The organism is Brevibacterium sp. 91QC2O2 (assembly GCF_024580695.1).
In the GTDB taxonomy this organism is placed as follows: domain Bacteria; phylum Actinomycetota; class Actinomycetes; order Actinomycetales; family Brevibacteriaceae; genus Brevibacterium; species Brevibacterium moorei.
On sequence record NZ_JANIJY010000007.1, the window covers coordinates 1 to 23748 of the forward strand.

General features: G+C 67.3%; 20 protein-coding genes, 1 tRNA gene and 1 rRNA gene. 8 read left to right on the top strand and 14 right to left on the bottom strand.

What is annotated here, in order from left to right:
* Positions 1 to 4: 4 nt before the first annotated feature.
* The 3 genes from rrf (at position 5) to NQ036_RS07025 (ending at position 1983) form a co-directional block, all read left to right on the top strand.
* Positions 5 to 121, top strand: a 5S ribosomal RNA gene (gene rrf, locus NQ036_RS07015).
* 276 nt (positions 122 to 397) lie between these two features.
* The gene (locus NQ036_RS07020; protein WP_257057952.1) at positions 398 to 1564 is read left to right on the top strand and encodes a DUF3500 domain-containing protein; all 1167 of its coding nucleotides are present in this window, start codon (positions 398 to 400) and stop codon (positions 1562 to 1564) included.
* Entirely contained in the window at positions 1561 to 1983 is a 423-nt protein-coding gene (locus NQ036_RS07025; protein ID WP_257049997.1) for a DoxX family membrane protein, read from the top strand. Before NQ036_RS07020 ends, NQ036_RS07025 begins: the two co-directional genes overlap by 4 nt.
* On the opposite strand, the gene NQ036_RS07030 is transcribed toward NQ036_RS07025, so the two are convergent.
* From NQ036_RS07030 to NQ036_RS07050, 5 genes are all read right to left on the bottom strand, one after another.
* Positions 1973 to 3538 carry a flotillin family protein gene (locus NQ036_RS07030; RefSeq protein ID WP_257049998.1) on the bottom strand — a complete coding sequence of 522 codons (1566 nt, stop codon included), beginning with the start codon at positions 3536 to 3538 and terminating at the stop codon, positions 1973 to 1975. The genes NQ036_RS07025 and NQ036_RS07030 overlap by 11 nt on opposite strands.
* Positions 3539 to 3626: 88 nt before the next feature.
* Positions 3627 to 4421, bottom strand: coding sequence for a hypothetical protein (locus NQ036_RS07035; protein ID WP_257049999.1), 795 nt, complete (start codon positions 4419 to 4421; stop codon positions 3627 to 3629).
* A gap of 10 nt (positions 4422 to 4431) precedes the next feature.
* Positions 4432 to 4950 (bottom strand): O-acetyl-ADP-ribose deacetylase, encoded by a 519-nt coding sequence (locus tag NQ036_RS07040; RefSeq protein ID WP_257050000.1) that lies wholly within the window; start codon positions 4948 to 4950, stop codon positions 4432 to 4434.
* Between the two features lie 223 nt (positions 4951 to 5173).
* Positions 5174 to 5247, bottom strand: a tRNA-Met gene (locus NQ036_RS07045).
* Positions 5248 to 5421: 174 nt separating this feature from the next.
* On the bottom strand, positions 5422 to 7227 hold the full coding sequence (locus NQ036_RS07050) for an HNH endonuclease signature motif containing protein (protein ID WP_257057954.1): 1806 nt from the start codon (positions 7225 to 7227) through the stop codon (positions 5422 to 5424).
* A gap of 755 nt (positions 7228 to 7982) precedes the next feature.
* On the opposite strand from NQ036_RS07050, the gene NQ036_RS07055 reads away from it, so the two are divergent.
* Positions 7983 to 9209: a pyridoxal phosphate-dependent aminotransferase gene (locus NQ036_RS07055; protein ID WP_257057957.1), complete on the top strand. Its 1227-nt coding sequence runs from the start codon at positions 7983 to 7985 to the stop codon at positions 9207 to 9209.
* Between the two features lie 49 nt (positions 9210 to 9258).
* Here NQ036_RS07055 and NQ036_RS07060 read toward each other — a convergent pair whose 3' ends face one another.
* The 4 genes from NQ036_RS07060 to NQ036_RS07075 all read right to left on the bottom strand — a co-directional run bounded on the left by NQ036_RS07060 (position 9259) and on the right by NQ036_RS07075 (position 12266).
* Positions 9259 to 9540, bottom strand: a complete 282-nt coding sequence (locus tag NQ036_RS07060) for a metalloregulator ArsR/SmtB family transcription factor (protein WP_257047909.1) — start codon at positions 9538 to 9540, stop codon at positions 9259 to 9261.
* 182 nt (positions 9541 to 9722) lie between these two features.
* Complete coding sequence (locus tag NQ036_RS07065) at positions 9723 to 10388, bottom strand: peptidoglycan-binding protein (RefSeq protein WP_257057959.1); 666 nt, start codon at positions 10386 to 10388, stop codon at positions 9723 to 9725.
* 164 nt (positions 10389 to 10552) lie between these two features.
* The gene (locus tag NQ036_RS07070) at positions 10553 to 11056 is read right to left on the bottom strand and encodes a MaoC family dehydratase (RefSeq protein WP_257047785.1); all 504 of its coding nucleotides are present in this window, start codon (positions 11054 to 11056) and stop codon (positions 10553 to 10555) included.
* A 58-nt stretch (positions 11057 to 11114) separates the two neighbouring features.
* Complete coding sequence (locus tag NQ036_RS07075) at positions 11115 to 12266, bottom strand: acyl-CoA dehydrogenase family protein (protein WP_257057961.1); 1152 nt, start codon at positions 12264 to 12266, stop codon at positions 11115 to 11117.
* 94 nt (positions 12267 to 12360) lie between these two features.
* On the opposite strand from NQ036_RS07075, the gene NQ036_RS07080 reads away from it, so the two are divergent.
* Complete coding sequence (locus NQ036_RS07080; protein ID WP_257047787.1) at positions 12361 to 13026, top strand: GntR family transcriptional regulator; 666 nt, start codon at positions 12361 to 12363, stop codon at positions 13024 to 13026.
* A gap of 118 nt (positions 13027 to 13144) precedes the next feature.
* On the opposite strand, the gene NQ036_RS07085 is transcribed toward NQ036_RS07080, so the two are convergent.
* Positions 13145 to 15061: an acetate--CoA ligase gene (locus NQ036_RS07085; RefSeq protein ID WP_257047788.1), complete on the bottom strand. Its 1917-nt coding sequence runs from the start codon at positions 15059 to 15061 to the stop codon at positions 13145 to 13147.
* 217 nt (positions 15062 to 15278) lie between these two features.
* Here NQ036_RS07085 and NQ036_RS07090 point away from each other — a divergent pair, with 217 nt between their 5' ends.
* Entirely contained in the window at positions 15279 to 16109 is an 831-nt protein-coding gene (locus NQ036_RS07090) for a GTP pyrophosphokinase family protein (protein WP_306427876.1), read from the top strand.
* Positions 16110 to 16192: 83 nt separating this feature from the next.
* Here NQ036_RS07090 and NQ036_RS07095 read toward each other — a convergent pair whose 3' ends face one another.
* The 4 genes from NQ036_RS07095 to NQ036_RS07110 form a co-directional block, all read right to left on the bottom strand.
* Positions 16193 to 17230 carry an NAD(P)-dependent oxidoreductase gene (locus NQ036_RS07095; protein WP_257057963.1) on the bottom strand — a complete coding sequence of 346 codons (1038 nt, stop codon included), beginning with the start codon at positions 17228 to 17230 and terminating at the stop codon, positions 16193 to 16195.
* Positions 17230 to 20097, bottom strand: a complete 2868-nt coding sequence (locus NQ036_RS07100; RefSeq protein WP_257057964.1) for an alpha/beta fold hydrolase — start codon at positions 20095 to 20097, stop codon at positions 17230 to 17232. The genes NQ036_RS07095 and NQ036_RS07100 overlap by 1 nt, the downstream gene beginning before the upstream one ends.
* Entirely contained in the window at positions 20094 to 21125 is a 1032-nt protein-coding gene (locus NQ036_RS07105) for a 3-oxoacyl-ACP synthase III (RefSeq protein WP_257047792.1), read from the bottom strand. Before NQ036_RS07105 ends, NQ036_RS07100 begins: the two co-directional genes overlap by 4 nt.
* A 168-nt stretch (positions 21126 to 21293) precedes the next feature.
* Entirely contained in the window at positions 21294 to 21881 is a 588-nt protein-coding gene (locus NQ036_RS07110) for a dienelactone hydrolase family protein (RefSeq protein WP_257047795.1), read from the bottom strand.
* Positions 21882 to 22033: 152 nt separating this feature from the next.
* Here NQ036_RS07110 and NQ036_RS07115 point away from each other — a divergent pair, with 152 nt between their 5' ends.
* Together NQ036_RS07115 and NQ036_RS07120 are read left to right on the top strand one after the other, a co-directional pair.
* The gene (locus tag NQ036_RS07115) at positions 22034 to 22786 is read left to right on the top strand and encodes a sulfite exporter TauE/SafE family protein (protein ID WP_257047796.1); all 753 of its coding nucleotides are present in this window, start codon (positions 22034 to 22036) and stop codon (positions 22784 to 22786) included.
* Positions 22787 to 22915: 129 nt separating this feature from the next.
* Positions 22916 to 23740, top strand: coding sequence for an enoyl-CoA hydratase-related protein (locus NQ036_RS07120; RefSeq protein ID WP_257057966.1), 825 nt, complete (start codon positions 22916 to 22918; stop codon positions 23738 to 23740).
* The last annotated feature ends 8 nt before the right edge of the window (positions 23741 to 23748 follow it).

Sequence of the window (23748 nt, forward strand, 5' to 3'; positions counted from 1 at the left end):
GTTTTGCGGTGGTGAGAGCGTTGGGGAAACGCCCGGTCCCTTTCCGAACCCGGAAGCTAAGCCCGATTGCGCTGATGGTACTGCATGCGGGAGTGTGTGGGAGAGTAGGTCACCGCCGCAATTTTTTGTATATGAGGGAGCCTGTGTGCTTGAGCCGCCCTGTAGGGGGTGGGGCTCGCACGCGGGCTCTCTTCTTTTTGTGGGTGTTGAGGACCACCCAGTGGACGCATCCGCCTGGATCCCTCGGGGAGTGCTTGGGGGGGTGTTCTGGGGGAGTGGCTCGACACGTGCACCGGTGGCAGCAAACCTCGTGGGTTTTGCTGCCACCGGCGCGTGTGTGGAGCCACCACCAGCAGAGGTGAGACTTCGCCGGCTGAGGGAATGCGAGCGTGATGATGTGCGTCGATGGGCCTCAGCGCCCGTCCGGGGTGTCAGGGGGCGGTCCCACGACGACCAGGTCCAGTTCCGCCTGGGCTCTGCCGAAGCCCCCTCGGCAGGGAAGTGGAACTCTCCGCCCTCTTGCTGGACCACGGCCTCGGCCCTGTTCGAAGTCTGCACCCCGGAGGAGAGGGACAAGCTGCGCTACGAGGTCGATGCCGCGCAGTGGCAGACCTGGGCGAACCCGGAGTTCATGCAGTTCGACACGGGTGTGCGGTTGGAATTCGCCTCGCAGGCGGTCCGAGAGGCGGCTCTGGAGTTGGTGCGCGCCAGCCTGAGCCCCGAGGGCTATGAGCTGACCAGGGCGATGATGCGGATCCACGGCTTCCTGGGCGAGGTCGTGGGCCTGCCTGCGATCCTGGGCGACTTCAGCTACAACTTCGCCGTCTACGGCACACCCGATCCCATCGCGCCCTGGGGCTGGCAGCTCTACGGCCACCACTGCGCGGTCAACTGCCTGGTGGTGGAGGGTCGGATGACCCTGGGCCCGGTGTTCCACGGGGCCGAACCCAATGAGATCGACGCCGGTCCGGACGCAGGCCTGCGCTCCTTCGACGACCGGGTGGATGCCGGCACGGACCTGATGGCACTGCTGAGCCCGGAACAGCTGGAGCGCGCCGTGACCTATGAGCAGATCGTCGACCCGGCGATGCCCGAAGGACGCGTCCACCCGGGCGATGAGCGCCACCTGGCCGGAGCCTTCCAGGACAATCGGGTCATCCCCTACGAGGGCGTGCCGGTGGCAGAACTGGACGATGTGGCCAAACAGGCGGTGCTCGACCTGGTGGGGACCTTCCTCATCAGCCTGCCCGCAGGCCCCCGGGCGGCCAAACTGCGTGAGGTCGCCGACCACCTCGACGAGGCGCACTTCAGCTGGATCGGCGGGCACCAGGTGGGCGATGTCTTCTACTACCGGTTTCAGTCCCCGGTGCTCATCGTCGAACTCGACCACCATTGCGGTGTCTTCCTCGACTACGACTTCCCGCAGCGGTTCCATGTGCACACGGTCATGCGGGTGCCCAATGGAAACGATTACGGCAGGTCCTGGGTGCGCCAGTGGCAGGCAGCCCACGGCACGGCTAGGCTGGAGATGCAGACCAACGGTGATACCAAAGGGGAATCATGATTGTGAAGAAGCTTCTCAAGTCCGGCGCTCGTACCCTGCTGGGCGGTGGCATCGCCTATCTGGGCGCGCAGGCGGCCCTGAACCCGGGGCAGCGGCCCGAGGTCGCCAAGAAGACGCTGGATCAGATCCGCGGAGTCGTCCCCCTGCCGTTCGACGATGAGACCGCTGTGCGGCTCAACGGTGCTGCCCAGGCTCTGTTCGGTGCAACCCTGTCACTGGGCCTCCTGCCGCGGGTCTCCGCCCTGGGCCTGGCCGCCACGCTGGTGCCCACCACCCTGGCCGGGCACTCCTTCTGGGAGAAGGACGCGGATGCCCGGCCGGGCGATATCGTTCAGTTCTCCAAGAACGCGGCCATCATCGGCGGACTGCTGTTCATCGTCGCCGGTGACAAGAAGGTCGTGAAGAAGGTCAAGAAGTAGGCTCGTCCCGCTTCTGCGCGGCTTCATCCGAGGCGTCCGGAGTCCCTGCGGGGGCGCCGGGCGCCTCGTTCCGTGTGCGGGTCCGCGGGGTAGCCGCCGGATCTGTTCCCGCGGACCTGTCCATGAGCGATCCGAGCAGCCCGTGGACGTCCAAGCCGGTCGTCGAGGAGACCATGTCGATGGTCTTCTCGAGGTTGACCGCAGCATTCTGCGTCAGCTTCGATTCCCCATCGGTGGAGATCACCGAGAGCTTCTCGATATTGCCGTAGGGCTCCACCAGGCGACCTGCGATCTCCGGGAGAACCTTGAGGACCTCGGACAGGCGCGCGGCGTCGGTGTACTTGGCGTAGGCGTCCGCGGCGGCCGCAATCGACTCGGCTTCCGCCCGGCCCTTCTCCGCAGCGGCCGAGGCCTCGGCCCGGCCCCTTGCCTCGACCGCCAGTGCTTCTGCCTCGCCCTTGGCACGGGTCGCGGAGGCTTCGGCTTCCGCCCGCTGCTGGACGATCGCGGCATCGGCACGGCCCTTGGCCTGGGCTGCGTCTGCGCGGCGCTGCGATTCGGTCAGTTCGGCTTCCGCGGCCTGCTCGCGCGCATAGCGCTGGGCATCGGCGGTCTGCTGGGACTCGTACTTCTTCGCGTCCGCCGGCTTGCGGACCTCGGCGACCAGCTGGCGTTCCTTCAGATCGTTGTTCGCCTCGGCGATCTTCTGCTGTTCTGCCAGGATCCGCTGCTGCTGTTCGGCCTTGGCCAGCTGTTCGGCGGCCTCGGCTTCGGCCTTCTGGCTGGCCGTCTCCTGCTGGATCGCGGCCTGCCGCAGTTCCAGTTCCTTCTGCGAGTCTGCGATCAGCTGGGCGTTGCGGTTCTGTGCCTCGGTGGCCTCGCGGTTGGCCTCGGATTCGGCGATCGAGGCACGTTTGGCGGCGGCCGCGGCCTCGGGTCGGCCCAGATCGCGCAGGTAGGTGCCGTCGCGGTCCTCGATCGAGATGATCTGGAAGGTATCGAGCACCAGACCCTGGTTGTTCATCGATTCCAGTGCATCCTCGCGGATCTTCTCCGCGAAGGTCGCGCGATCGCGCAGAATCTGTTCGACGGTCAGCGTACCGACGGCCGAACGCATCGTGCCCGAGAGCAGTTCCCTGGAGTATTTGTCGATATCGTCCTGCTGATCCAGGAAGCGCTGGGCGGCACGGCGGATATCGGCGATGTCCTCGCCGACCTTGATCTGAGCGACGCCCTCGAGGACCAGCGGGATCGAATTCGAGCTCATGGCCTCGATCTGCACGCCGATCTGGCGTGAGGACAGATCCATGGAGTAGGCGCGGTCGAGCAGAGGGCGCACGAAGACCCGGCCGCCGACCACGATCCGGGTTGCGGACTCCAGGTCGATATCGCCCTTGGCCTTCTTGGCCTTGCCGCCGGTGATGATGAGTGCCTCATTGGGCGCCGCGACCCGATATGCGCGGCGGAAGGTGATGTAGCCGAAGAGGGCTGCCACCACCAGGATGACGAGGACGACCAGGGCGATGCCGCCGCCGGTCACCAGTGAGATGGACATGGGTCTCCTTACGTTGCCACGGTGCTGCGTTGGGGCCTGTCCCCATCAATCCTATGGGGCTCCCGGCCTGCGGGAACGCGCGGGTGGTTCAGGGTAGCCTGCCCGGCCGCCGGTTCCTCCCCGTTCCCGGGATCCGGCGTCCTACCGGACCGTGGACGAAGGTGCGGGATTTGCTGCCGGGGTGTGCAGGATCGTAGGTGAGGGAGTACAAGTGGCCCGCCTGGGGCCGGTCTGACGATCCGATCGGCAGGACGTGGGTGATGTGCCAGGCCTGTCCCTGCGCATCCTGGTACTCCAACCAGATCTTCCACCGATCGACGTCGTTGAGTGTCACACGCGTGGCCTTCGCTACCCGGGCGGTGGTGCGAGTGCCGATGTCCTTGGTATGTTCCCGCAGCCTTTCCAGGCGGGCGACCCCGCGCCGGGCCAGGATCGGGAGACAGACGAGGACCAACCCGCACAGCGCGATCGCGCCGGCGGTGAGTACCGTGCCGGGGTTCGCCCTGTTCAGGCCGAGGTTGAGGGCCGCTGCGGCTCCCGCCCCCAGCATGGGCACTCCGAACAGATTCGCCGCGCCCCAGGCGGTGCCGGTGCCGGTCGCGTTTCCGTAGACCCCCTGCCCGGCCAATCCCACCAGGCCCAGCACTCCGACGGCGAGGGCGGCGCCGGTGGTCAGCGCGCCGAGAGGACTGTCTGCCGGGAGGAAGCCGTAGACGGCGCTGCCGAAGTTCACGACGGTGCTTGCGTCAAGGGCCGCCGGCGTGATCCAGCCGAGGACGCAGGCGATGAGCCCATCGAGGCACCAGAGCGCGATGAGGGCTGGGCGCAGGACGCGCGGACTCCTCCAGCCTGTGGGTCCTGAGGATACGGGGCCGCGGGGCATGGTCGGCGCCTCAGACGGTGGGCCCGGTGCGCTGGTCCAGGGCGCGCCGGATCCTGTCGTGGGTGGCTTGGTCGAAGGCGATGAGCAGAGCGCGTTCCACCCGGGTGGGGGAGTCCAGGATCGTGCCCACTGCCGCCGCGATCGCATCGTCCTTGGGCCAGCCGTAGACTCCGGCGCTGATGAGGGGGAAGGCGATGCTCGCAGCGCCCAGGTCGTCGGCGACCTCGAGACAACGACGGTAGCAGGAGGTGAGCAGACCGCGGTCGCGCTGTCCGGCATTGTGATTCGGGCCCACGGTGTGGATGATCCAGCGGGCCGGCAGTTCGCCAGCGGTGGTCCAGCCGGCATCGCCGGTGGCCAGGCCCTGGGGGAAACGGGCGATGCAGTCGGCAAGAACTGCGGGTCCGCCCGCCCTGTGGATCGCCCCGTCGACGCCGCCACCTCCGCGCATGGCATTGTTCGCCGCGTTGACGATCGCATCGACGGGGTAGGTGGTGATGTCTCCGAGCTCAACGGTGAGTGTGACCATGGCTCGATTCTGCCACGGAGTGCGGGCGCTCGAGAGCGTCGTTAGACGTTCGATTAGAGGTATGGGGTGCACCTGGCGGATGTTATCCCCTGAGAGGTGGGGCCGGTCTTCCGCCGGGCTCGGGCGGCTGGCGTGGATTACGGGTTTTCTCGGCCAGACATGGGAAAAGCCCCGAAGTGAGAACTTCGGGGCTTTCAGCAACCTGGTGCAACCAGGGTTTCCGTGGCGGGGGCAGGATTTGAACCTACGACCTCCGGGTTATGAGCCCGGCGAGCTACCGAACTGCTCCACCCCGCGTCAACAGGTATAACTCTACGGGGGGCCGGGGGAAATTACAAATCATGTGGAGGTGAGTTAGGACACTGCAGCGAATGCTGTTGACGCCGTTCCTGGAGTACTACGGATGGGACGTCGGACGAGGGCACGTTGAGGTCCTGGCCGTGGCCGGCCTGGAGTAGACCCTACCGTGGTTCAGAAGGGTGGGAGATCCGTGTCATCGGCATCGGGGTCGATGCCCGCATCCCCGGTGTAGGACCCATGAGTGCCCCACGGCGTGCCGGGGTCCGGAGGACCGGTGCCGGATGTGCAGGCACCCGGAGCACCTGTGGCAGGCGGAGTGCCGGTCCCCGATGTCGTGGATGAACCCGGTGAACCCGAAGTCTTAGACGAGTCTGGCGGGCCTGGTGGATCGGGTGAATCCGACAGGTCCGATTCTGCGTTCCAGTCAGGTGGGGAGAAATCCTCCGGCACCCACACCGGCGGCAAACCCGCAGCGTTCCGCGCAGCACTCACATCCACCAGGGCAGCCGCGAACCGGGAATGAAACACCGGCCGCTGCTCCAGATCCACATGCCGGGGAGGAATCCAGGCAGGCAAACCACCGATCAACTCGGCCCTCCACCCATGCTGGTCATGCCACGTGTGATGGAACCGGCACGCCAAGGTCAGATTCGCCACCGTCGTGGGTCCACCAGAGGACCAGGGGATCATATGGTGGGCATCGCACCACCCCACCGGCATATCACACCCCGGGAACGTGCACCCCCGATCACGAGCGGCGATCAACTCAACCTGCCGCCGCGTAGCAAACCGACTAGCACTGTGCACGGTGACTTCCCGGGTACCTGGCTGTGTGGCTTGGAAGTACACGAGGGCACCCGGAGACAGGGATTCCAGATCCTGCAACCCGATCGGGCCTGCCGTGGACTCGACCTCCGCCTTGTCCTGCGCATACTCTTCAGCAGTCGCCGTGACCACCAGGGCCATCCCCGCACCCTGCGGACCCGACGCGGCAGCCCGGTCGATGAGCGTGGCGAACATGTCATGCCGCCGCGCGCCATCGGGCCGATCCCGATACCCGAACGGGTGGTCGGCTTTAGTCGTAGTCTGCCCATCGACCGTCACCGCGCTGGCTGGAAGGCCACTAGGCGGCGCGTCGGCCATAGCGGGGTCAGCCCCGTCACCGGGCACACCGGTGCCCTCTCCCGGAGTCTCCTTGGAGTTCATGTCCGGCCTGCCGGACGCGGTGGTATCCCCGGCGTCCACTCCCGTCGTGTCCTGTCCGGGTTCCTGCCGATTCGTCAAGAGCCCATGCAACTTCCCACCCGTCACCGGATCCAGTAGACCCGTGAGATTCCACGCACCATTCCTCCGCGGCGTCACGGTCACGTGATACTCATCAACCAACGGTGGAACCTCGGCGAAGCGTCCATCAGGATCCAGGTAGTCCCGGATCCGAGAACCCAACACACGAACCTGGTCCACATCAACACTCGGCACCGTCTGAACCAACAGTCTCTCGGCCGTGGCGTGGTGGACGTGTCGCACTTGGGTGGGGATCTTCTCGATTTCGCGGATTACCGCCTGCGCCTGATCCACCGACACACCCCCACCAGCCACCGCGTGGGCAACTTCAGGGTAGGCCGGCTCCAGACGCACACCCGTTAGAGACCGGCCGGCACCGATCGCGTGTGCGAACCGCACCCGCCGCCTCGCGGCCGCCCCATCAATCCTCAACAGGCGAGTCACCAGGGCCGGAAGAGTCTTCGCACCATAATCAACAGTGGGCACCTCGTATTCGGCCCGCGCCAGAACAACAGCCTCCGTTGAGGCGGTCACGCGGGACAGGTGTTCGATTCCCTTGAGCACCAGGAGCAGGTCGGAAGCGTCGAGACTGGGATCCGTGCCCACACCGGCACCCAGACCAGCGAGTGACTCAGCCGCAACAGCGAGTTCCGGAGCGATCTCCTGTAGACGCTCCCAATCTTCAGAAGTCAAAAAGGGGTCCGCCGGGCGGGCGAAGACCCTGGCACCATCAGCCGAGTCCGGAAGATGGCCAGGACTGCCGCCTACAGAATCCTGACGGTTTCCGGACGAGCCTACGGGTTCATCCGGATCGGGGGAACCAGCACGTGGGAGGGTGGAATCGATGGTCATGACTTCTTCCCTCCTCCTGTATCCCGACCGAGACGCCGGCCGAACTGGCTACACGCGTGCGTGCTTGATGAATGTCGGGGAAGACGAGCCGTAAAACCGAAGGGGACTTCACTGTCCGAATCGGGTTTCCTGACCTACTTCAAGTGTAGCGCAGGCCACTCATAATGGGAAGGGTTTATTCGAAACTGGTTTCCGATGTTTGCCGAGTAATGGTTGTCTGTTTCGGTGGTAGCAGATGCGCTGGGTGGCAGGGTATGCGCGCGCATCTGACACGACAGACAAGGCGCAGGAACTCAACCCGACTAGCATCCAACTCGCGAGTACCACCGAAAGGCGCCGGAACCCCACCCGAGGAACACCCAACCCGCGAGTACCACCGGCAAGGCTCGGGCACCCAACCCAACCGGCACCCACTTGGCGAGTACCACCGAAAAGACGCTGGGACTCAACCTGAGCGGCCTAAGCGGTGCCCACCTCAAAGGACACCTGTTCGGGTGATGCCCGATAGACGATGCCCGATGGACGACCACCGATAGCCGGCGAACGAATCGGGGTATCCTGTCGGCCGGGTCCGGTGGACGCGTTAGTGTGAGGATATGACCGAAAACACCGTTCCCCGCCTCGGAGTCTCCGAACGCAGCGCAGTCAGCCCGTTCTTTGTCATGGACATCGTCGCCCGTGCTGCCAAGATGGCTGCCGAGGGCCGACATGTCATCTCCCTATGCGTGGGGGAGCCCAGTCAGGGCGCGCCCACCGATGTGCGCGAACGCGCCGCCAAGGTCTTCACCGATGGGACGAACCTGGGCTATTCCCCGGTCAACGGCATTCCCGTGCTGCGCCAGGCCATCGCCGGGCACTACAAGCGCTGGTACGGCCTCGAGCTGGACCCTGATCGGGTCTTCGTGACCACCGGATCGTCCGGTGCCTTCACCCTGGGGTTCCTGGCCGTGTTCGATGTGGGCCAGCGCGTTGCCCTGGCCCGGCCCGGTTATGCGGCGTACAAGAACATTCTGGCCGGCCTCGGCTTGGAGGTCGTGGAACTCGACTGCGGCCCGGCCGAACGCTACCAGCCCACGGTCGCCCAACTGGCGGCCGAACACGCGAAGTCGCCGCTGTCCGGCCTGGTCATCGCCAGCCCCGCGAATCCGACGGGCACGATGCTCGACCGCGCCCAGCTGACCGAGATCTCCGGCTGGTGCGCGGCCAACGGCGTCCGCCTGGTCTCCGATGAGATCTACCAGGGCCTGACCTTCGCCACCGACTTGTCCGCCCCCGATGCGCTGGGCGTGACGGCCGCCGAAATCAACCCCGACGCCATCGTCATCTCCAGTTTCTCCAAGTTCTGGGGTATGACCGGCTGGCGTCTGGGCTGGGCGATCGTGCCGGAGAACGTCGCCTCGGCCATGTCCGGCCTGGCAGGCAACTTCACGCTGTGCCCGCCCGTGCCCAGCCAGGTCGCAGCGGTCGAGGCCTTCACCGAGCGGTCCTACCAGGAGGGTTTCGAGGCCCTCAACGGTTTCGCCAAGGCCCGGCAGATGGTGCTCGACGCGATTCCGGAACTGGGCTGGTATGACGTGGCCCCGGCCGATGGCGCCTTCTACATGTACGCGAAGGTCGACAACATCCTGGGCCCCTATGCCAACGCCACCGAGTACTGCTCTGCGTTGATGGACCAGCAGGCTGTCGCGCTGTCACCGGGCACCGACTTCGACACGATCGAGGGCAATTCCGCCGTGCGCCTGTCCTTGGCGGCCGGACCCGAGGCCGTGGCCGAGGCCCTGGAGCGGATCAAGGCGTTCCAGCGGGGCTATCAGGCTGGGTGATGCGCCGGGGTGGGGCCGGGCGAGTATCTCCGTTCGGCCCGCATCCGCCCTACTCCTCCACGTGTGCCAGTGCGTCGATGATGACGTGGCTGACGTGGTCGTCTGCGAGGGAGTAGATGGCCTCGCGCCCCACGCGCTCCACCGTCACCAGGTGTAGGCCGCGCAGCAGCTTGAGGTGCTGGGATACCAACGGCTGGGACAAGCCGGTCTCGTCGACGATCTCGGACACCGAGGCGCTGCGGGCGGTCAGGGTCAGCAGGATGCGCAGTCGCGAGGTGGTGGACAGGGCCTTGAAGACCTCGGCCGCATGCTCCAGGGCGCCCGGGGCCACCTTTTCCGGCAGCTGGGCGTCGACTTGGTGCGTATGCGCTGAAGAGTTGTCCACGTCACCGGATTCTAGTCGAGGCCGCCGCGAATACAGCAGCCGCCCCCGAACCCGTCCCTGAGCAGCCCGAACCTGTCACCGGGGTCGTTGCCGCTGGGACTGTGAGAACTTGGGGCTGAACAGTGCGTTCAGATCGCCGGAGAGTCGCCGTACTTGGACAGGATGTCATAGGCGGTCTGCTCCCATTTGGCGTAGGCCTCGGGGTAGCCGGAGGCCTGCACGGTCTGGGCCGCGTCGTTCTTCTTCATGGTCTTCCAGCCCTTGACCTGTTTGAGTCCCACATTGGGGCACTGCGGGTTGATCCCGTAGAAGGCACGGGCGGAGTAGACCGGATCCTGCACCTGCTCGTCGGTGCCCCATTGCTGGCTGGGGCGCTGCTGGAACAGGCCCCTGGAATCTCTGTCTCCGTGATCCAGGTTGTACAGAGTGCTCTCCTGGAGCGCAGTCATCAGCGCTACGACGATCCCGTCCTCGCCCACCTTGGCGGTCTTGCCCACGCCGATGATCGTCTGCGCGTTCGTCGACTGCGCAGACGTCAGGTTATCGGCCGTCAGATGCAGGCTGCGCACCGTCTGCGGGGCATGCGGGGAGCTGAGGACATTGCCGGCCCAGACGATGCCGCCGACTGCGACCATGAGCACGACCATGACCGATGCCGCGATCGCGGTGGCCCTGTGCCCGGCCCTTCCCGATCGCTTCTGTCGGGCCGCTGCGCGCGAGGTTGCACGAGCGCCCGTCGCACCGGCGCCTCGGCGGCGCGCGGGACGCCTTCTAGTCGAGTTCGTCGAGAGCATGTCTCCCAGTGTAGGAGCCGAACCCGAACGGACGCTGTGACCAAATCGTAATATTCGGCGTGAGCTTGGTCGCCCTGCACTGCCTGCGCGGCACGCACTGCTTGTGTAGCACGCACTGCCTGCGCGGCTTGCACCGCCAGTGCCGGGCGACCGGACTGCCTTGCTCAGCCCTCGAGTTCGGCGACCCGCTCGGCATTGGGGCCGTGGCCGCGGCGGTAGACCATGACGGTGCGCTCGAAGGCGCACACCACGTCCCCGTGCTGGTTGTAGCCCTCAGAGTGCACCGTGACGATCCCGATGTTCGGCCGGGACTTGGACTCCCTGGTGGCCGTCACCGTGGAGCGCGAGCGCAGGGTGTCGCCCTCGAACAGGGGGTGGGGCAGGACGATCTTGTCCCAGGCCAGGTTGGCGAATACGTTCTGCGAGACATCGGTGACGCTCTGCCCGGTGATCAGGGCCACCGTCAGGGTCGAGTTCACCAGGGGTTTGCCGAATTCGGTGCGCTTGGCGTATTCGTGGTCGAAGTGCACGGGCGCGGTGTTCTGGGTCAGCAGCGTGAACCAGGTGTTGTCGGTGCTCGTGATGGTCCGGCCCAGGGGGTGTTCGAAGACGTCGCCGATGGTGAAGTCCTCGAAGTAGCGGCCCTGCCAGCCGAAGTGCGTGGTCATATTGGTCTCCTTCGGGTTGTCGTGCATTCGGATTGTGGTGCGTTCGGACGTAGTGCGTTCAGATCTTGTTGCGCTTGATGAGCTGGCCGGCGATGACGTTCTTCTGGATCTCGTTGGTGCCCTCGCCCACGATCATCAGTGGCGCGTCACGGTAGTAGCGCTCCGGGCTGTACTCCGTGGAGTAGCCGTATCCGCCGTGCACCCGGATCGCGTCCAGTGCCACCTCGGCGGCCACCTCGGAGGCGTAGAGCTTGGCCATCCCGGCCTCCATGTCCACCCGGCCGCCGGCGTCGTAGGTGCGCGCGGCGTGCAGCAGCAGCTGGCGGGCTGCCTCGGTCTTGGTGGCCATTGTCGCCAGCAGATTGCCCACCGCCTGGTGCTTCCAGATCGGTTTGCCCATGGACTCGCGTTCCTGGGCGTAGCGCACCGCGTCGTCCAGTGCGGCCTGGGCCACCCCGACCGAGCGCGCGGCGACGTTGAGCCGGCCGGTCTCCAGGCCCTTCATCATCTGCGCGAAGCCCTTGCCCTCGACCCCGCCCAGCAGGGCATCGGCCGGCACACGGGCGTCGGCGAAGGACAGTTCGCAGCTCTCGATGCCCTTGTAGCCCAGTTTGGGCAGATCGCGGGAGACTTCGAAGCCGGGGACCTTCTCCACCAGCAGGATCGAGATCCCCGAGTGGCGCGGCTGCGCGCTCGGGTCGGTTTTGAGCAGCAGGGCGGTGACGTCGGCCTTCCTGGCATTGGTGATCCAGGTCTTGGCGCCGTTGATGACGTACTCACCGGCGGCCTCGTCGAAGTCGGCGTGGGTCGTCATGGCCTGCAGGTCGGATCCGCCGCCGGGTTCGGTCAGTGCCATGGTCGCGCGGATCTCGCCGGTGGCCATCCCCGGCAGGTACTTGTCCTGCTGTTCGCGTGTGCCGTAGAGTTGGAGCAGCTTGGCCACGACGGTGTGCCCGCCCATGGCGCCGGCCAGGGTCATCCAGCCGCGGGCCAGCTCGGCGGCGATCATGGCGTAGGCCTCGCCGGAGACTCCGCCGTAGCCCCAGGGCTCCGCGATCGCCAGGCCGAAGATCCCCATCTCCTTCATCTGCTCGATCCAGTCGGTGGGGTACTGTCCCGACTTCTCGAATTCGCCCACGGTCGGTTTGACCTCGGCGTCGATCCAGGCCGCGACGGTGTCGACCATGGCCTGTTCTTCTTCGCTGATCACGGAACTCCTCCCAGGCGCACGACGGCGCGTATCTTCGTTGATATATTTTCTTAAGGATAATGCATGATATGCCGCGACGAACAAGGAGTCCCCGATGCAGACGAAACGCGACATCATCGCAGAGGCACTGCGCCGGCGAATCCTCTCCGGCGAGCTGGAACGCGGGGTGCGATTGCGCCAGGACCAGGTGGCACACTGGTTCGACGCCTCGATCACCCCCGTGCGCGAGGCCCTGCAACGCCTGGAGTCCGACGGCCTGGTGATTTCCGAGGCGCACCGTGGAGTACGGGTGGCCGGGGTGGACTTCGGCTGGGTGACCGGCCTCTACCAGATCCGGATGCTGCTCGAACCCTATGCGATGCGCAGGGCGGTGTTGCGGATCTCCCGGTTCGAACTCCAGGGCGCCCAGCGCATCCTGGCAGATCTGCGCGCGGCGGTGGCCGCCGGTGACGGACCCGGCCGTAACAAACTCACCCGGGACTTCCACTTCTTCTTCTACGAGCGCGCCGGTTCACCGGGCCTCGCCGCGGAGATCGCGAACAAATGGGACGCCTTCCCATGGGACCTGACCCTCGACGACGATGTGCGCACGGGCGAATCCACCGATGAACACGCCGAACTGCTGGACGCGGCCCATGCCGTCGACGCCGAGGGTGCCGGCGCACTGATGGCCGATCACATCCGCACCGGTTTCCTGGCAGCCGCCCGTGCCCTGGGCCGGTCGGATGTCACCGACCCCTTCGACATCGCCAACGACTGACGGGCACGCTCCACACCACAGACGACCACGGATGCCCCGGAAGCGGGGTGATGACCCGGTATACCTGGTCATCACCCCGCTTCCGGGGCATCCGTGTGGAACGGTGCAGGACTGCGCGTCAGTTGCCCGACAGGGCCCCGCGCAGGTTGTCCAATACGCCCGCGTCCTCGATCGTCGAGGGCACCACGACATTCGCCTTGCCGTCGGCGATCTCGCGCATCGTCTTGCGCAGAATCTTGCCCGAGCGGGTCTTGGGCAGGGCATCGACGATGTCGACCTGTTTCAGCGCCGCAACCGGGCCCACCTCGGTGCGCACCTGCTTGACCAGCGAATCCCGGATGTCCTGGGGCACACCGTCTGGCAGATTCTTCAACACCACGAATGCGCGCGGAACCTGGCCCTTGGTCTCGTCGTACACGCCGATCACGGCGCACTCGGCCACGGCCGGATGCGCGGCGATCGCGGCCTCGAGCACACCGGTGGACAGGCGGTGGCCGGCCACATTGATGACATCGTCGGTGCGGCCCATGACGTAGACGTAGCCGTCCTCGTCCAGATAGCCGCCGTCACCGGTCAGGTAGTAGCCGTCGAAGGCAGACAGATAGGAGGAGATGAACCGCTCGTCATCGCCCCACACCGTGGCCATGGTGCCCGGCGGCAGCGGCAGCTTGACGACCACCAGGCCGTCCTGGCCCGCCGGCACCCGGTTGCCCGCGGCGTCGAGGATCTCCACCTGGTAGCCGGGGGTCGGCAGGGTGGGAGAGCCGGCCTTGAGCGGGTACTTGTGTAGGCCGATCGGATTCGTCGCGATGGGCCAGCCGGTCTCCGTCTGCCACCAGTTGTCGATGACCGGGATATCGCGGCCCGTGGCCTCCTTGAGCTTCTCCGTGGTCCACTCGTAGGTGTCCGGGTCCAGGCGCTCGCCGGCCATGTACCAGGCGTGCAGCTGGTCCATGTCGTACTTCTTCATGAGTTCGCCCTCCGGGTCCTCCTTGCGGATGACGCGCATGGCGGTGGGCGCGGCGAAGAAGACATTGGCCTTGTGTTCGCTGACCACGCGGAAGAAGGTGCCGGCATCGGGCGTGCCGATCGGCTTGCCCTCGAACAGCACCGTGGTGACTCCGGCCAGCAGGGGAGCATAGACGATGTAGCTGTGGCCCACGACCCAGCCAACATCGGAGGCGGTGAACATCGTGTCGCCCGGGTGCAGGTCGAACAGGTTGGGCATCGACCAGGCCAGCGCGGTGGCATAGCCGCCGGAGTCGCGCACGATCCCCTTGGGCTTGCCCGTGGTGCCCGAGGTGTAGAGCACGTAGAGCTCGTCGGTGGCCTTCACCGGGGTGCACGGCGCCTGCTTCTGCGTGGCCTCCAGCAGCTCGTCGAAGTCCAGATCGCGGCCGGCGACGAGGTCGCCCGGCTGCTGCTCGCGCTGCTTGACGACGACGAACTCCGGCTTCGCGGCCGCCAGCTCGATCGCCTGGTCCAGCAGCGGTTTGTAGTCGACGATGCGCTTGGGCTCCACGCCGCAGCTGGCCGCCACGATCGCCTTGGGGGCGGTGTCGTCGATGCGCACGGCCAGTTCCGCCGCGGAGAAGCCCCCGAATACCACCGAGTGGATCGCTCCCAGCCGGGCGCAGGCCAGCATGGCGATGACCGCTTCGGGGATCATCGGCATGTAGATGACGACCCGGTCACCCTTGACCACGCCGTGATCGGCCAGGCCCTGGGCGAAGCGGGCGACCAAGTCCGTCAGTTCCGCATAGCTGTAGGTGCGCTTGGTGCCGGTGACCGGCGAGTCGTAGATCAGGGCCGCGTCGGCGCCGCGGCCGGCCTCGACGTGGCGGTCCAGTGCGTTGTAGGCGACATTGAGTTCGCCGTCGGGGAACCAGCGGTAGATGGGCGCACGGCTGTCGTCGACCGCTTTGGTGGGCTTCTTGGTCCACGAGATCAGGTCTGCGGCTTCGAGCCAGAAGGACTCCGGGTCGGTTGCGGCGCGCGCTGCGGCCACTTCATAGGGATTCGGTGTCGTTGACATGGGGTGCCGATCCTCCTCGATGGGCTGGGGATTGTCTGTAGCGCCCACAGTAGCCGACGTGCGTTGCATCACGGAAACTGGCGGTACCGCGTCCGAGCTGGTACGCCTGCGCGCACCGCCGGTCGGTTCAACGTGCCGGCCCGTGCGGGGAACGCAGACCCCCGCAAGACCCAGCCAGGTTTCAATTTCCGGCACTAGGGTTGCTCACGTGAGTGAGATGACCCCCGACATAACCCCGCGCGAACGCAAGGTCCTGAGCGAACTCGGCCGAATGCTGGGCCGCGCCCTGGACGGCGGTAGCGCGCCGGCCCTGACCGAAGACGGGCGGGAGGAACTGCGCGGTCGGTTCCAGGATCTCAAATCCGAGGTCACCCGGTTCCTGCTTCCCTATAAGTTCGGCATCGACACGGTCACGACCAAGTTGAACAATCTGGTCGAGGAATTCGAAGAACTGGGCGAGTACAACCCGATCGAGCACATCAGCTCCCGGTTGAAGTCCCCGGAATCCATCATGGACAAGATCAGGCGCCGTGGCCTGTCGGGGGACCTGGATGAACTGCGGGAGAATCTGACCGATATCGCCGGAGTGCGCGTGGTCTGCAGCTTCGTGACAGATGTCTACCATGTGTTCGAACTGCTCAGCGGGCAGGACGACATCCAGATTCTGCAGGTCAAGGACTACATCGCCCGGCCCAAGCCCAACGGCTACCGCAGCCTGCACCTTATCGTCAAGGTACCGGTCTTTCTGTCCACCGGCCAGGTCGACACCGTGGTCGAGATCCAGCTGCGCACCATCGCAATGGACTTCTGGGCGAGCCTGGAGCACAAGATCTACTACAAGTACGACCGCGAGGTTCCGGAAAACCTACTGGAGGGCCTGCGCGATGCTGCGGAGTCCGCCGGCCGGCTCGACGGGCAGATGGAGTGGCTGCACATTGCGATCCGCGGCGGGGACCGCGACACCAGGGTGCGCCGCAGCGCGGACTCGATGCGCGACTCGGTGCGCACCCAGCAGGCACAGCTGCTGCGCCGCGCCACCCGGGAATAGGGGCCCGGACGTCGGAACACGTCGTTTGCCCATGAACACGCCACTGTAGGGCCGTGTCGGCGGGGAAACGACGTGTTCCGGTTTCAGGCGTATGCCCGGGCCACCAGCTCCAGCCCCTGCTCGATCGACACCGCCGGCGTCCAGTCCAGGACCTCACGGGTGCGGCGCTGGTCGAACCAGTGCGCTGTCGACAGCTGTTCTGCCAGGAAGTGCGTCAGCGGCGGTTCGTCGTCGTGTTCGCTTAGGTTCCAGACCCGTTCCACCGCCGTTCCCGCGGCCCGTCCCACCGCGGCGGGCACCCGCAGGTGCGGTTCGGCCGCACCTCCGGCGATCGCGATGCGCCGCAGCAGTTCGCCGATCGGCCGGGGCTGCCCATTGGTCACCACCAGGGATTGACCGTGCGCCCGGTCCACCGCGGTCAGTCCGGCAACGATCGCGTCCACGGCGTTCGTGACGAACAGGGTGTCGACCAGCATCGCCCCGCTGCCCAGGATCGGCAGACTGCCCGCCTTGGCGCGGTCGATGATCCGCTCCGTCAACTGGGCATCGCCGGGACCCCACATCAGATGGGGCCGCAGCACCAGCACCCGGAAGTCATCTGCGTCGGCGCCCAGGGCGATGAGTTCGCCGGCGGCCTTGGTCCTGGCGTAGTCGCCGCGGGCCCGCTGCGGATCCGCCGGTCCCGCGCCCTCGCCCACGATCGAGGTCCCGGCATGGGCCACCGAGGGCGAGGAGATGTGCACGAAGCGCGGCACTCCGACTTCCCGCGCGGCTGTGACGACATTGCGGGTGCCGTCGATGTTGACCCGATCGAAATCGGCCGGGTCACCGGCCATGGACACCTTGGCCGCCAGGTGCACCACGGCGTCCTGGCCGGCACCCGGCACGTCGGCGGCGCTCTGCGCAGCACCGTCCTGGCCGGCCCTCGGGCCCGGAGCGGCGGCGCCGGCCATGGCTCTGGCCACCGCCTCGGAATCGGTGGTGGAGCCCAACACATCGTGTGCGCCGTCCACCCCGGAGGGCCGCCGCTGCAGGGTGGTCACCGTATGCCCGGCTGCCACCAGGGCGCGTGCCACCGAAGAGCCCAGCAGGCCCGAGGCCCCCGTCACCAGGACGCGCATCAGAACTTCCTCACCGGACCGCCCGCCAGCACTGAGGCCGCCCAGTCGGCCAGTGCCGAGCGGTCGATCTTGGAGTTGTGGCGGATGTCCGTGGGGAATTTCGGCGGGACCAGTACGGCTGCCACGTCCAGGCCCAGGACCCGCTGCGCCGTGTAGCGGACCTGCTCGGTGATCTCCAGGGGAGCCTGGCCCGGCTCCGGCATCTCGGCGGTGGGTTCGAGCACCACGACGATCGCCTGGGTGCCCACCGGCCCGACGCCCACCGCGGCACAACGGGTGACCCCGTGCAGTTCGTCGACCACTGCCTCGATCCCGCCGGGGCCCACGGGGCCCGCCGGCGCGGTGATGACGTGCTGGACGCGTCCTTCCAGCCAGACCCGCCCGGAGGTGTCGATATGGCCGATGTCATTGGTGCGGTGCCAGGTCAGCCCCAGGGCGGTATCGCGCTTGGACTGCTCATCGGTCTTCCACAGATTGTCGTAGCCGGCCTTGATGTGCGGGGCGCTGACGACGAATTCGCCCAGCTTGCCGTGGGCTTCCCGATCCAGGAGCAGCTCCTCGGCGGGCACGCCCTGAGAGTCCAGCGGTGCCAGGGCCAGGTGCACACCGGGGATCGGAGTGCCGACGCAGACCCCGTGATCGTCCTGGTCGGCGGCTGCCGCGGCCACTCCGTCGCGATCGATGTCGGTCAGCAGCAGGCCCTCGGTCATTCCGTAGGGCGAATGGATTTGCGCGCGTGGGAACCAGTGGGTCAGCTCGTCCATCAGCGATAGCGGTACGGGGGCGCCGGCGGAGAGCACCAGATCGATGCGCCCGAAGGCCTCGAGCTGTTCGGCGTCGAGTTCATCGGCGGTGGCCACGACGTTCGTCCAGGCGGCGGGGGACGCGAAGGCCATGGTGCAGTCGGCCGCGGAGATCGCATCGGCCAGGGCCGCGGCCCTCAGGGTGCGCGGCTTGGTCACCGACATGTCCGGGGTGACGCTGGTGGCGCCCAGACCGGGTCCGAACAGTGCGAAGGGCGCGAAGCCCGCCACCAGGCCGGATCCGCGTTCCACGTGGAACCGCGAGCCCAGCAGACGGATCAGTTCGCCGAGCCTGCGGTGCGTATAGCGCACGCCCTTGGCCGGGCCCGTGGAGCCGGAGGTGAAGAGGATCGCGGCGTCGTCGTCGAGTCCCGGAGCCTGCTCGCCCACCAGCGCGGCGGCACTGCGGCCCGGTGCCTTCATATCCTGGCGGGGTACCGGGGTACGGGACAGTTCGGTCAGGCTGGTCTCCACGCGCAGGCCCTTGCGGGCCAGCAGGCCCATGGGGCTCACGGAGATCCGGCGGCCCGGCCAATTGCCGCCGCGTGCCAGGGCCAGGCCGGGGGCCTCGCCGATGATCCACTGTGGGTCGGCGGACTTGATCGCCCTGGTCATCCCCGCCGGGCCCAGGCCGGCGTCGGCGACGACGGCCACGCCGCCGGCCTTGAGCACGGCATAGGCCGCGGCCGTCAGATTGTTGCCGGGGGTCACCAGCAGGCTGACCCGGTCGCCCTTCTGCAGGCCCAGCTGCCCCAGGCCCTTGGCGATGGCATCGACCACGCCGGCCAGGTGGGCCCAGCTGATCGCCTGGGCCGGCCGCTTGGTCATATCGACGCTGGCCACGGCGCGTTCGGCGCCGCGGGCGGCCAGCGCGTCGAAGATGAAGGGCGGATCGTCGGCCTCGGGGTCGGTATCGGCCGCAGCGGCCCCCGCCGGGGCCGAGGCCGCATCGGACCGGGCGCCTGTACCGTCCTGGTCCGGCGCCTCGGCTCCGGCTCCGGCCGCGGCGCCGGTACCGGATGCAGTGCCGGCAGGGGTGTCCGCGTGGGGGACGTGCTGTTCCAACCAGTCGAAGACGAGCCCGGCATAGGGGACGTCCTCGGTGAACAGGTGGTTGAACTTCTCGAAGCGGTGCAGGTCAGCCTGCGGCAGGCGCTGGCGCAAATCCCGCAGATAGCGTTCCAAGAAAACCGGGTCCTTCGGCCCCCACAGCAGCAGCGCGGGACCCTCATAGGCGGCGATGTCCGCACCGATCCGCTGGAGTTCGGCATCGGAGGGGTGCGAGGCGTCCACCGGGATGTCGGCGACGAAGGCGCCGATCCCACCGCGATCGCGCGGATGTCGATACGGCGAGCGGAAGGCCCTGCGAGTGGTCCGGTCCATGGATTCCGACAGCGACAGGCTCACCCGCAGGAAAGCGTCGGTCAGCACGGTCGAGGTGGGTAGCAGGCCGCCGGCCAGGGCCGCCTGCAGGGGAGCGGGCACCGGGGCCGACTCCGGCTGGTGCACTGCGGTATTGCAGCTGATGACCGCGTCGATCAGGTCCGTATTGCGGGTTGCCCAGCCCAGGCTGATGACCCCGCCCCAGTCGTGGCCGATCGTCACGAGCCGCTGGGTGGAGGGCGCTTCGGGCAGGATCGCGTGGACCACGGCGTCCAAGTCGCCCACCCGCTCGGCCAGCCGGCGGTAGCCCTCGCCCCGGGGAGAGGGCAGGGCGTCGTGTTCGAGGCGCTCGGAGTACCCCATCTCCAGCTGGTCCACCGCGACCACGCGCCAGGCGCCGGCGTTCGCCTCGGCACCGGTGCTGCCCGATGTCCCTGTGCCCGCACGGCGCAGGGACTCGGCGGCCAGCCGGCGCCACATATAGGACCAGGTCGGATTCCCGTGCACCGCCACGATGGTGCCGGTCGGTTCGATCCCGGCCTCGCGCAGCGCCGGCAGGGTGTCGAGCAGGTGGAAGGTGTGGGGGCCATCGGCCGTGCGCACCGTCAGGATCCGCGACCAGCGCGCGTCCCATTCGGGCAGGCCGTCGACTGTGGTGGCGGGCCGTGCGGGAAGCCTCACCAGATGATCTCCGTCATCGCGGTGTTCAGACCGGAGCCCACGCCCATGGCCAGCACCCGGTCGCCGGCGGACAGGGAGTCGACCTGTCGGGCCAGGGTGATGGGCAGGGAGGCCGGGCCCACATTGCCCAGCACGGGATAGGTCTTGGGCATCTTCGCCGGATCCAGGTCGACCGCGCGGGAAATGGCGTTGGAGTGGACGTTGGACACCTGGTGGGTGACGTAGCGGTCCATATCGGACCAGTCCCAGCCGTTGGCCTGGGCCTCGTGCCAGGCCGCGGTGACCAGTTCCATGCCATTGGACAGCAGGCCCTGGGTATCGGTGAACATGCCGTTGTGGTCGCCTACGCACAGTCCGTGGTTCCACGTGGCCGCCCGTGTCACCCCGCCTAGGATCCGGTGGCCCTCCGGGTGCCGGTCTGCCCGGCCCAGCACAGCGCCCGCGGCGCCCGAGCCCAGGGTCAGGGAGGCGAACTCGTTGAGGTACTCCTCGCGCGTGATGCCGTCGCGGGAGAGCCGGTTGATCGTGGCGCGCTGCACCCGGGAGGCGTCCTCGCCGGCCACGATGAGCGCATAGTCGATCTGTCCCGAATCGATCATCGTCGCGGCCAGCGTCATGCCGTTGACGAAGCCCAGGCAGGCATTGGCGATATCGAAGTTCATCGCCGAGGTGGGCAGCCCGATCCCGTGGTGGACCGATACCGCGACGGAGGGCTCCAGGGACTCGCGGGTCACCGAGGTGTTGATCATCAGGCCGATCGACTCGGCCGGGACCCCCGACCGGGCCAGCGCATCGCGGCCGGCCTGGGCGGCACCGGCGATGAAATCATGCGGATCGTCCCAGTTGCGGCGCGCGTTCACCCCGGCCACCCGCTGCAGCAGGCGCTTGGGCAGGTGCAGGTGTTCGAGCGTGGAGGCCAGCTCCTCGTCGAACGAATCGGATGTCACTTCATTGGGGGCCGTGACCTCCACGACCGAGAGAAGAGCCACGTTTGAGTGCCGGAATGTCGTGTTGCCGTTCAAAAGCATCCGTTCGTAATTTGTGAGCGCTGTGACCGGACAGCCTGAAAAAGTCTGTAAACAATCCTAGCGCGACACCCCTGAACGTCTGCTGATCCACCCCGTGAGGGCCGCTACATCCGAGGCGGTGACGTCCGCGGCCGTGCCGGTGGTTCTCCCCGTGGTGTCACCGGCGGGTCACACCTCGGCGTCGAGGAAGCGCAGCACCCTGCCCCACATGAGTTCGGCCAGGGCCGCATCGTAGTCGGGCGTCGTGGGGTCGGCGAACAGGTGCCCCGACCCTGGATAGACGAAGTGGGAGGCCTGCGCGCCCGCCCCCGCGACCGAGTCCACCAGGGTCGCCACCTGGCTCGATTCGACCCACGGATCGTCGACGCTGTGATGGATCTGGAGGGGGACCTCGGCCGGCCAAGAGGTGGCCTTGGGCGCCCCGCCGGCATGGAACAGCAGTGCGCCCGCGGCCTTCGGATTGCGCTTGCCCATCGACTGGGCCATCGCCGCCCCCAGGGAGAAGCCGCCGAACACCACGGAGCGTTCGGGGACATCGGCGAGCAGGGCTTCGACCTCGGCCGCGGCCCGGCGCGCTAATTCGGGGAAGGTCGCCTCGTCACGGTAGGCGATCCCGGCGGCGGTGTCGGTGAAGACATGGCCGGAGTAGTAATCGGGGGTGTGGACGGTGTGGCCGGCTGTGCGCAGGCGCTCGGCCATCTCGCGCAGACCCGGGTTCAGTCCCAGGGCGGAGTGGAACAGTACGACGGTGGACATGTGGCCCAGCCTACAGGTGCGGTCCCGGCCGGGGGAAGGACCCGGTGGGCTGATGTGAGCGCGCCGGGCTGATGTAAGAATGAGAAGGTCCAGGGTGGGACTGTTCCGCGGTCGGATGGACGATGCGGAGTCGGGGAGAAGGGGGAAGGCACGTGTCCTTTGTGCCGTTGCTGCCATTCATCATTGTGGCGGTGCTCATCGGGGTGATCCTGCAGCGGCTCTCGGGCACCGGAGTGGGACTGGTCGTCGCACCCGTGCTGACCCTGCTGCTGGGGCCCGCACTGGGCGTGTTCGTGACGAACACCGCGACCATCGTGTCAGGCTTCCTGATCATGTTGGCGGTCTTCCACGAGGTCGACTGGAAGCGCTACCTCATCATCGCGCCCGCCGCCCTGGTGGGCGCCTTTCCCGCCGCGGCGCTGGTGGGGCACACGGACCCCGCCTGGCTCGACATCATCATCGGCGTCATCGTGGTCATCGGCCTGCTGCTGACCTTCGGGGTACCCCGCCTGCCGCATCTGTCGTCCTCCGCACTCACCGGCGCGGCCGGGATCATCGGTGGCTTCCTCAACACCACGGCGGGAGTCGCGGCCCCTGCGATGGTGATCTACTCGAAGTTCGCCCGCTGGAACCAGCGGTCCTTCGCCGCGACCATGCAGCCGACCTTCATGACAATGGGCATCTTCTCCGTGACGGTCAAACTGCTCACCGGCACGGTGACCACCGCACAGCTGCCGCCCTGGTGGATCCTGCCGATCATCGTGGCCACCGTGCTGGTGGGGATGTGGATCGGCGGGGCCGTGGCGAAGGTCGTCACCATGGGTACTGCCCGCGGCACCGCCGTGGTCCTGGCCGGCCTGGGCGGGGTCGTGACGATCGTACGCGGCGTCTTCTTGCTGGCCTGAACCGCTTGAGCCGAATCCCTGGTGAGTCGAACCCCTGGCTGAACGCTTGTTAAGCTGTGGATGGTCCGGCCGCGCGACTGCGCACGGCTGCGGACCCTGCAGCCGATTCAGTCCATGCAAAGGAGCATCATGAACGAACAGACCACCACGGCCACCCACGGCACCGTCGTGACCACCCTGCGCGAGGACGGGGTGGCCCATGTGCGGTTGAACAGGCCCGACAGCCTCAATTCGCTGACCGCCGAGGTCTTCGCCGACCTGGTCGAGGCCGGCACCGGGCTGCGGGGCCGGGCCGAGGTGCGCGCCGTGGCGCTGACCGGCACAGGCCGCGGCTTCTGCTCCGGGCTGGACATGGGGGAGTTCTCCAAAATGGTCGACGGAACCGCTCACCTGGTGCAGGACCTCGCGCCCCTGGGACCGGTCAAGGCCCTGGCCCAGCAGGCCGTCTACGTCTGGCAGTTGTTGGAGGTCCCCGTGGTAGCCGGCATCGACACCGTGGCGATGGGTGGGGGCCTGCAGCTGGCACTGGCGGCGGACATCCGCGTGGCCCAGCCGAACGCCAAGCTGTCGATGATGGAGATCAACTGGGGCCTGGTCCCCGATATGTGCGGCACCCAGCTGCTCCCGCCGTTGGTGGGCCTGGGCCGGGCCAAGCACCTCATCATGACGGGGCGGACCGTGCTGGGCAGCGAGGCCCTGAGCCTGGGCCTGGTCGAAGAACTGGCCGAGCAGGCGGCCCAGCGGGCACTGGAGTTGGCGGGGGAACTGGCCGCCGGCTCACGTCCGGCGCTGGTCTACGCCAAGGAGCTGACGAATCTGGCGGTCGACCCCTCCGCGACCCTGGAGACCGGTTTCGCCAGGGAACAGGATGCCATCGGCGAGCTCATCGGCGGCGCCGAACAGGAACGGGTGGTGGCCCGCCGGATGGCCCAGCTGAAAGCCCGCAAGGGCTGAGAGCCCGC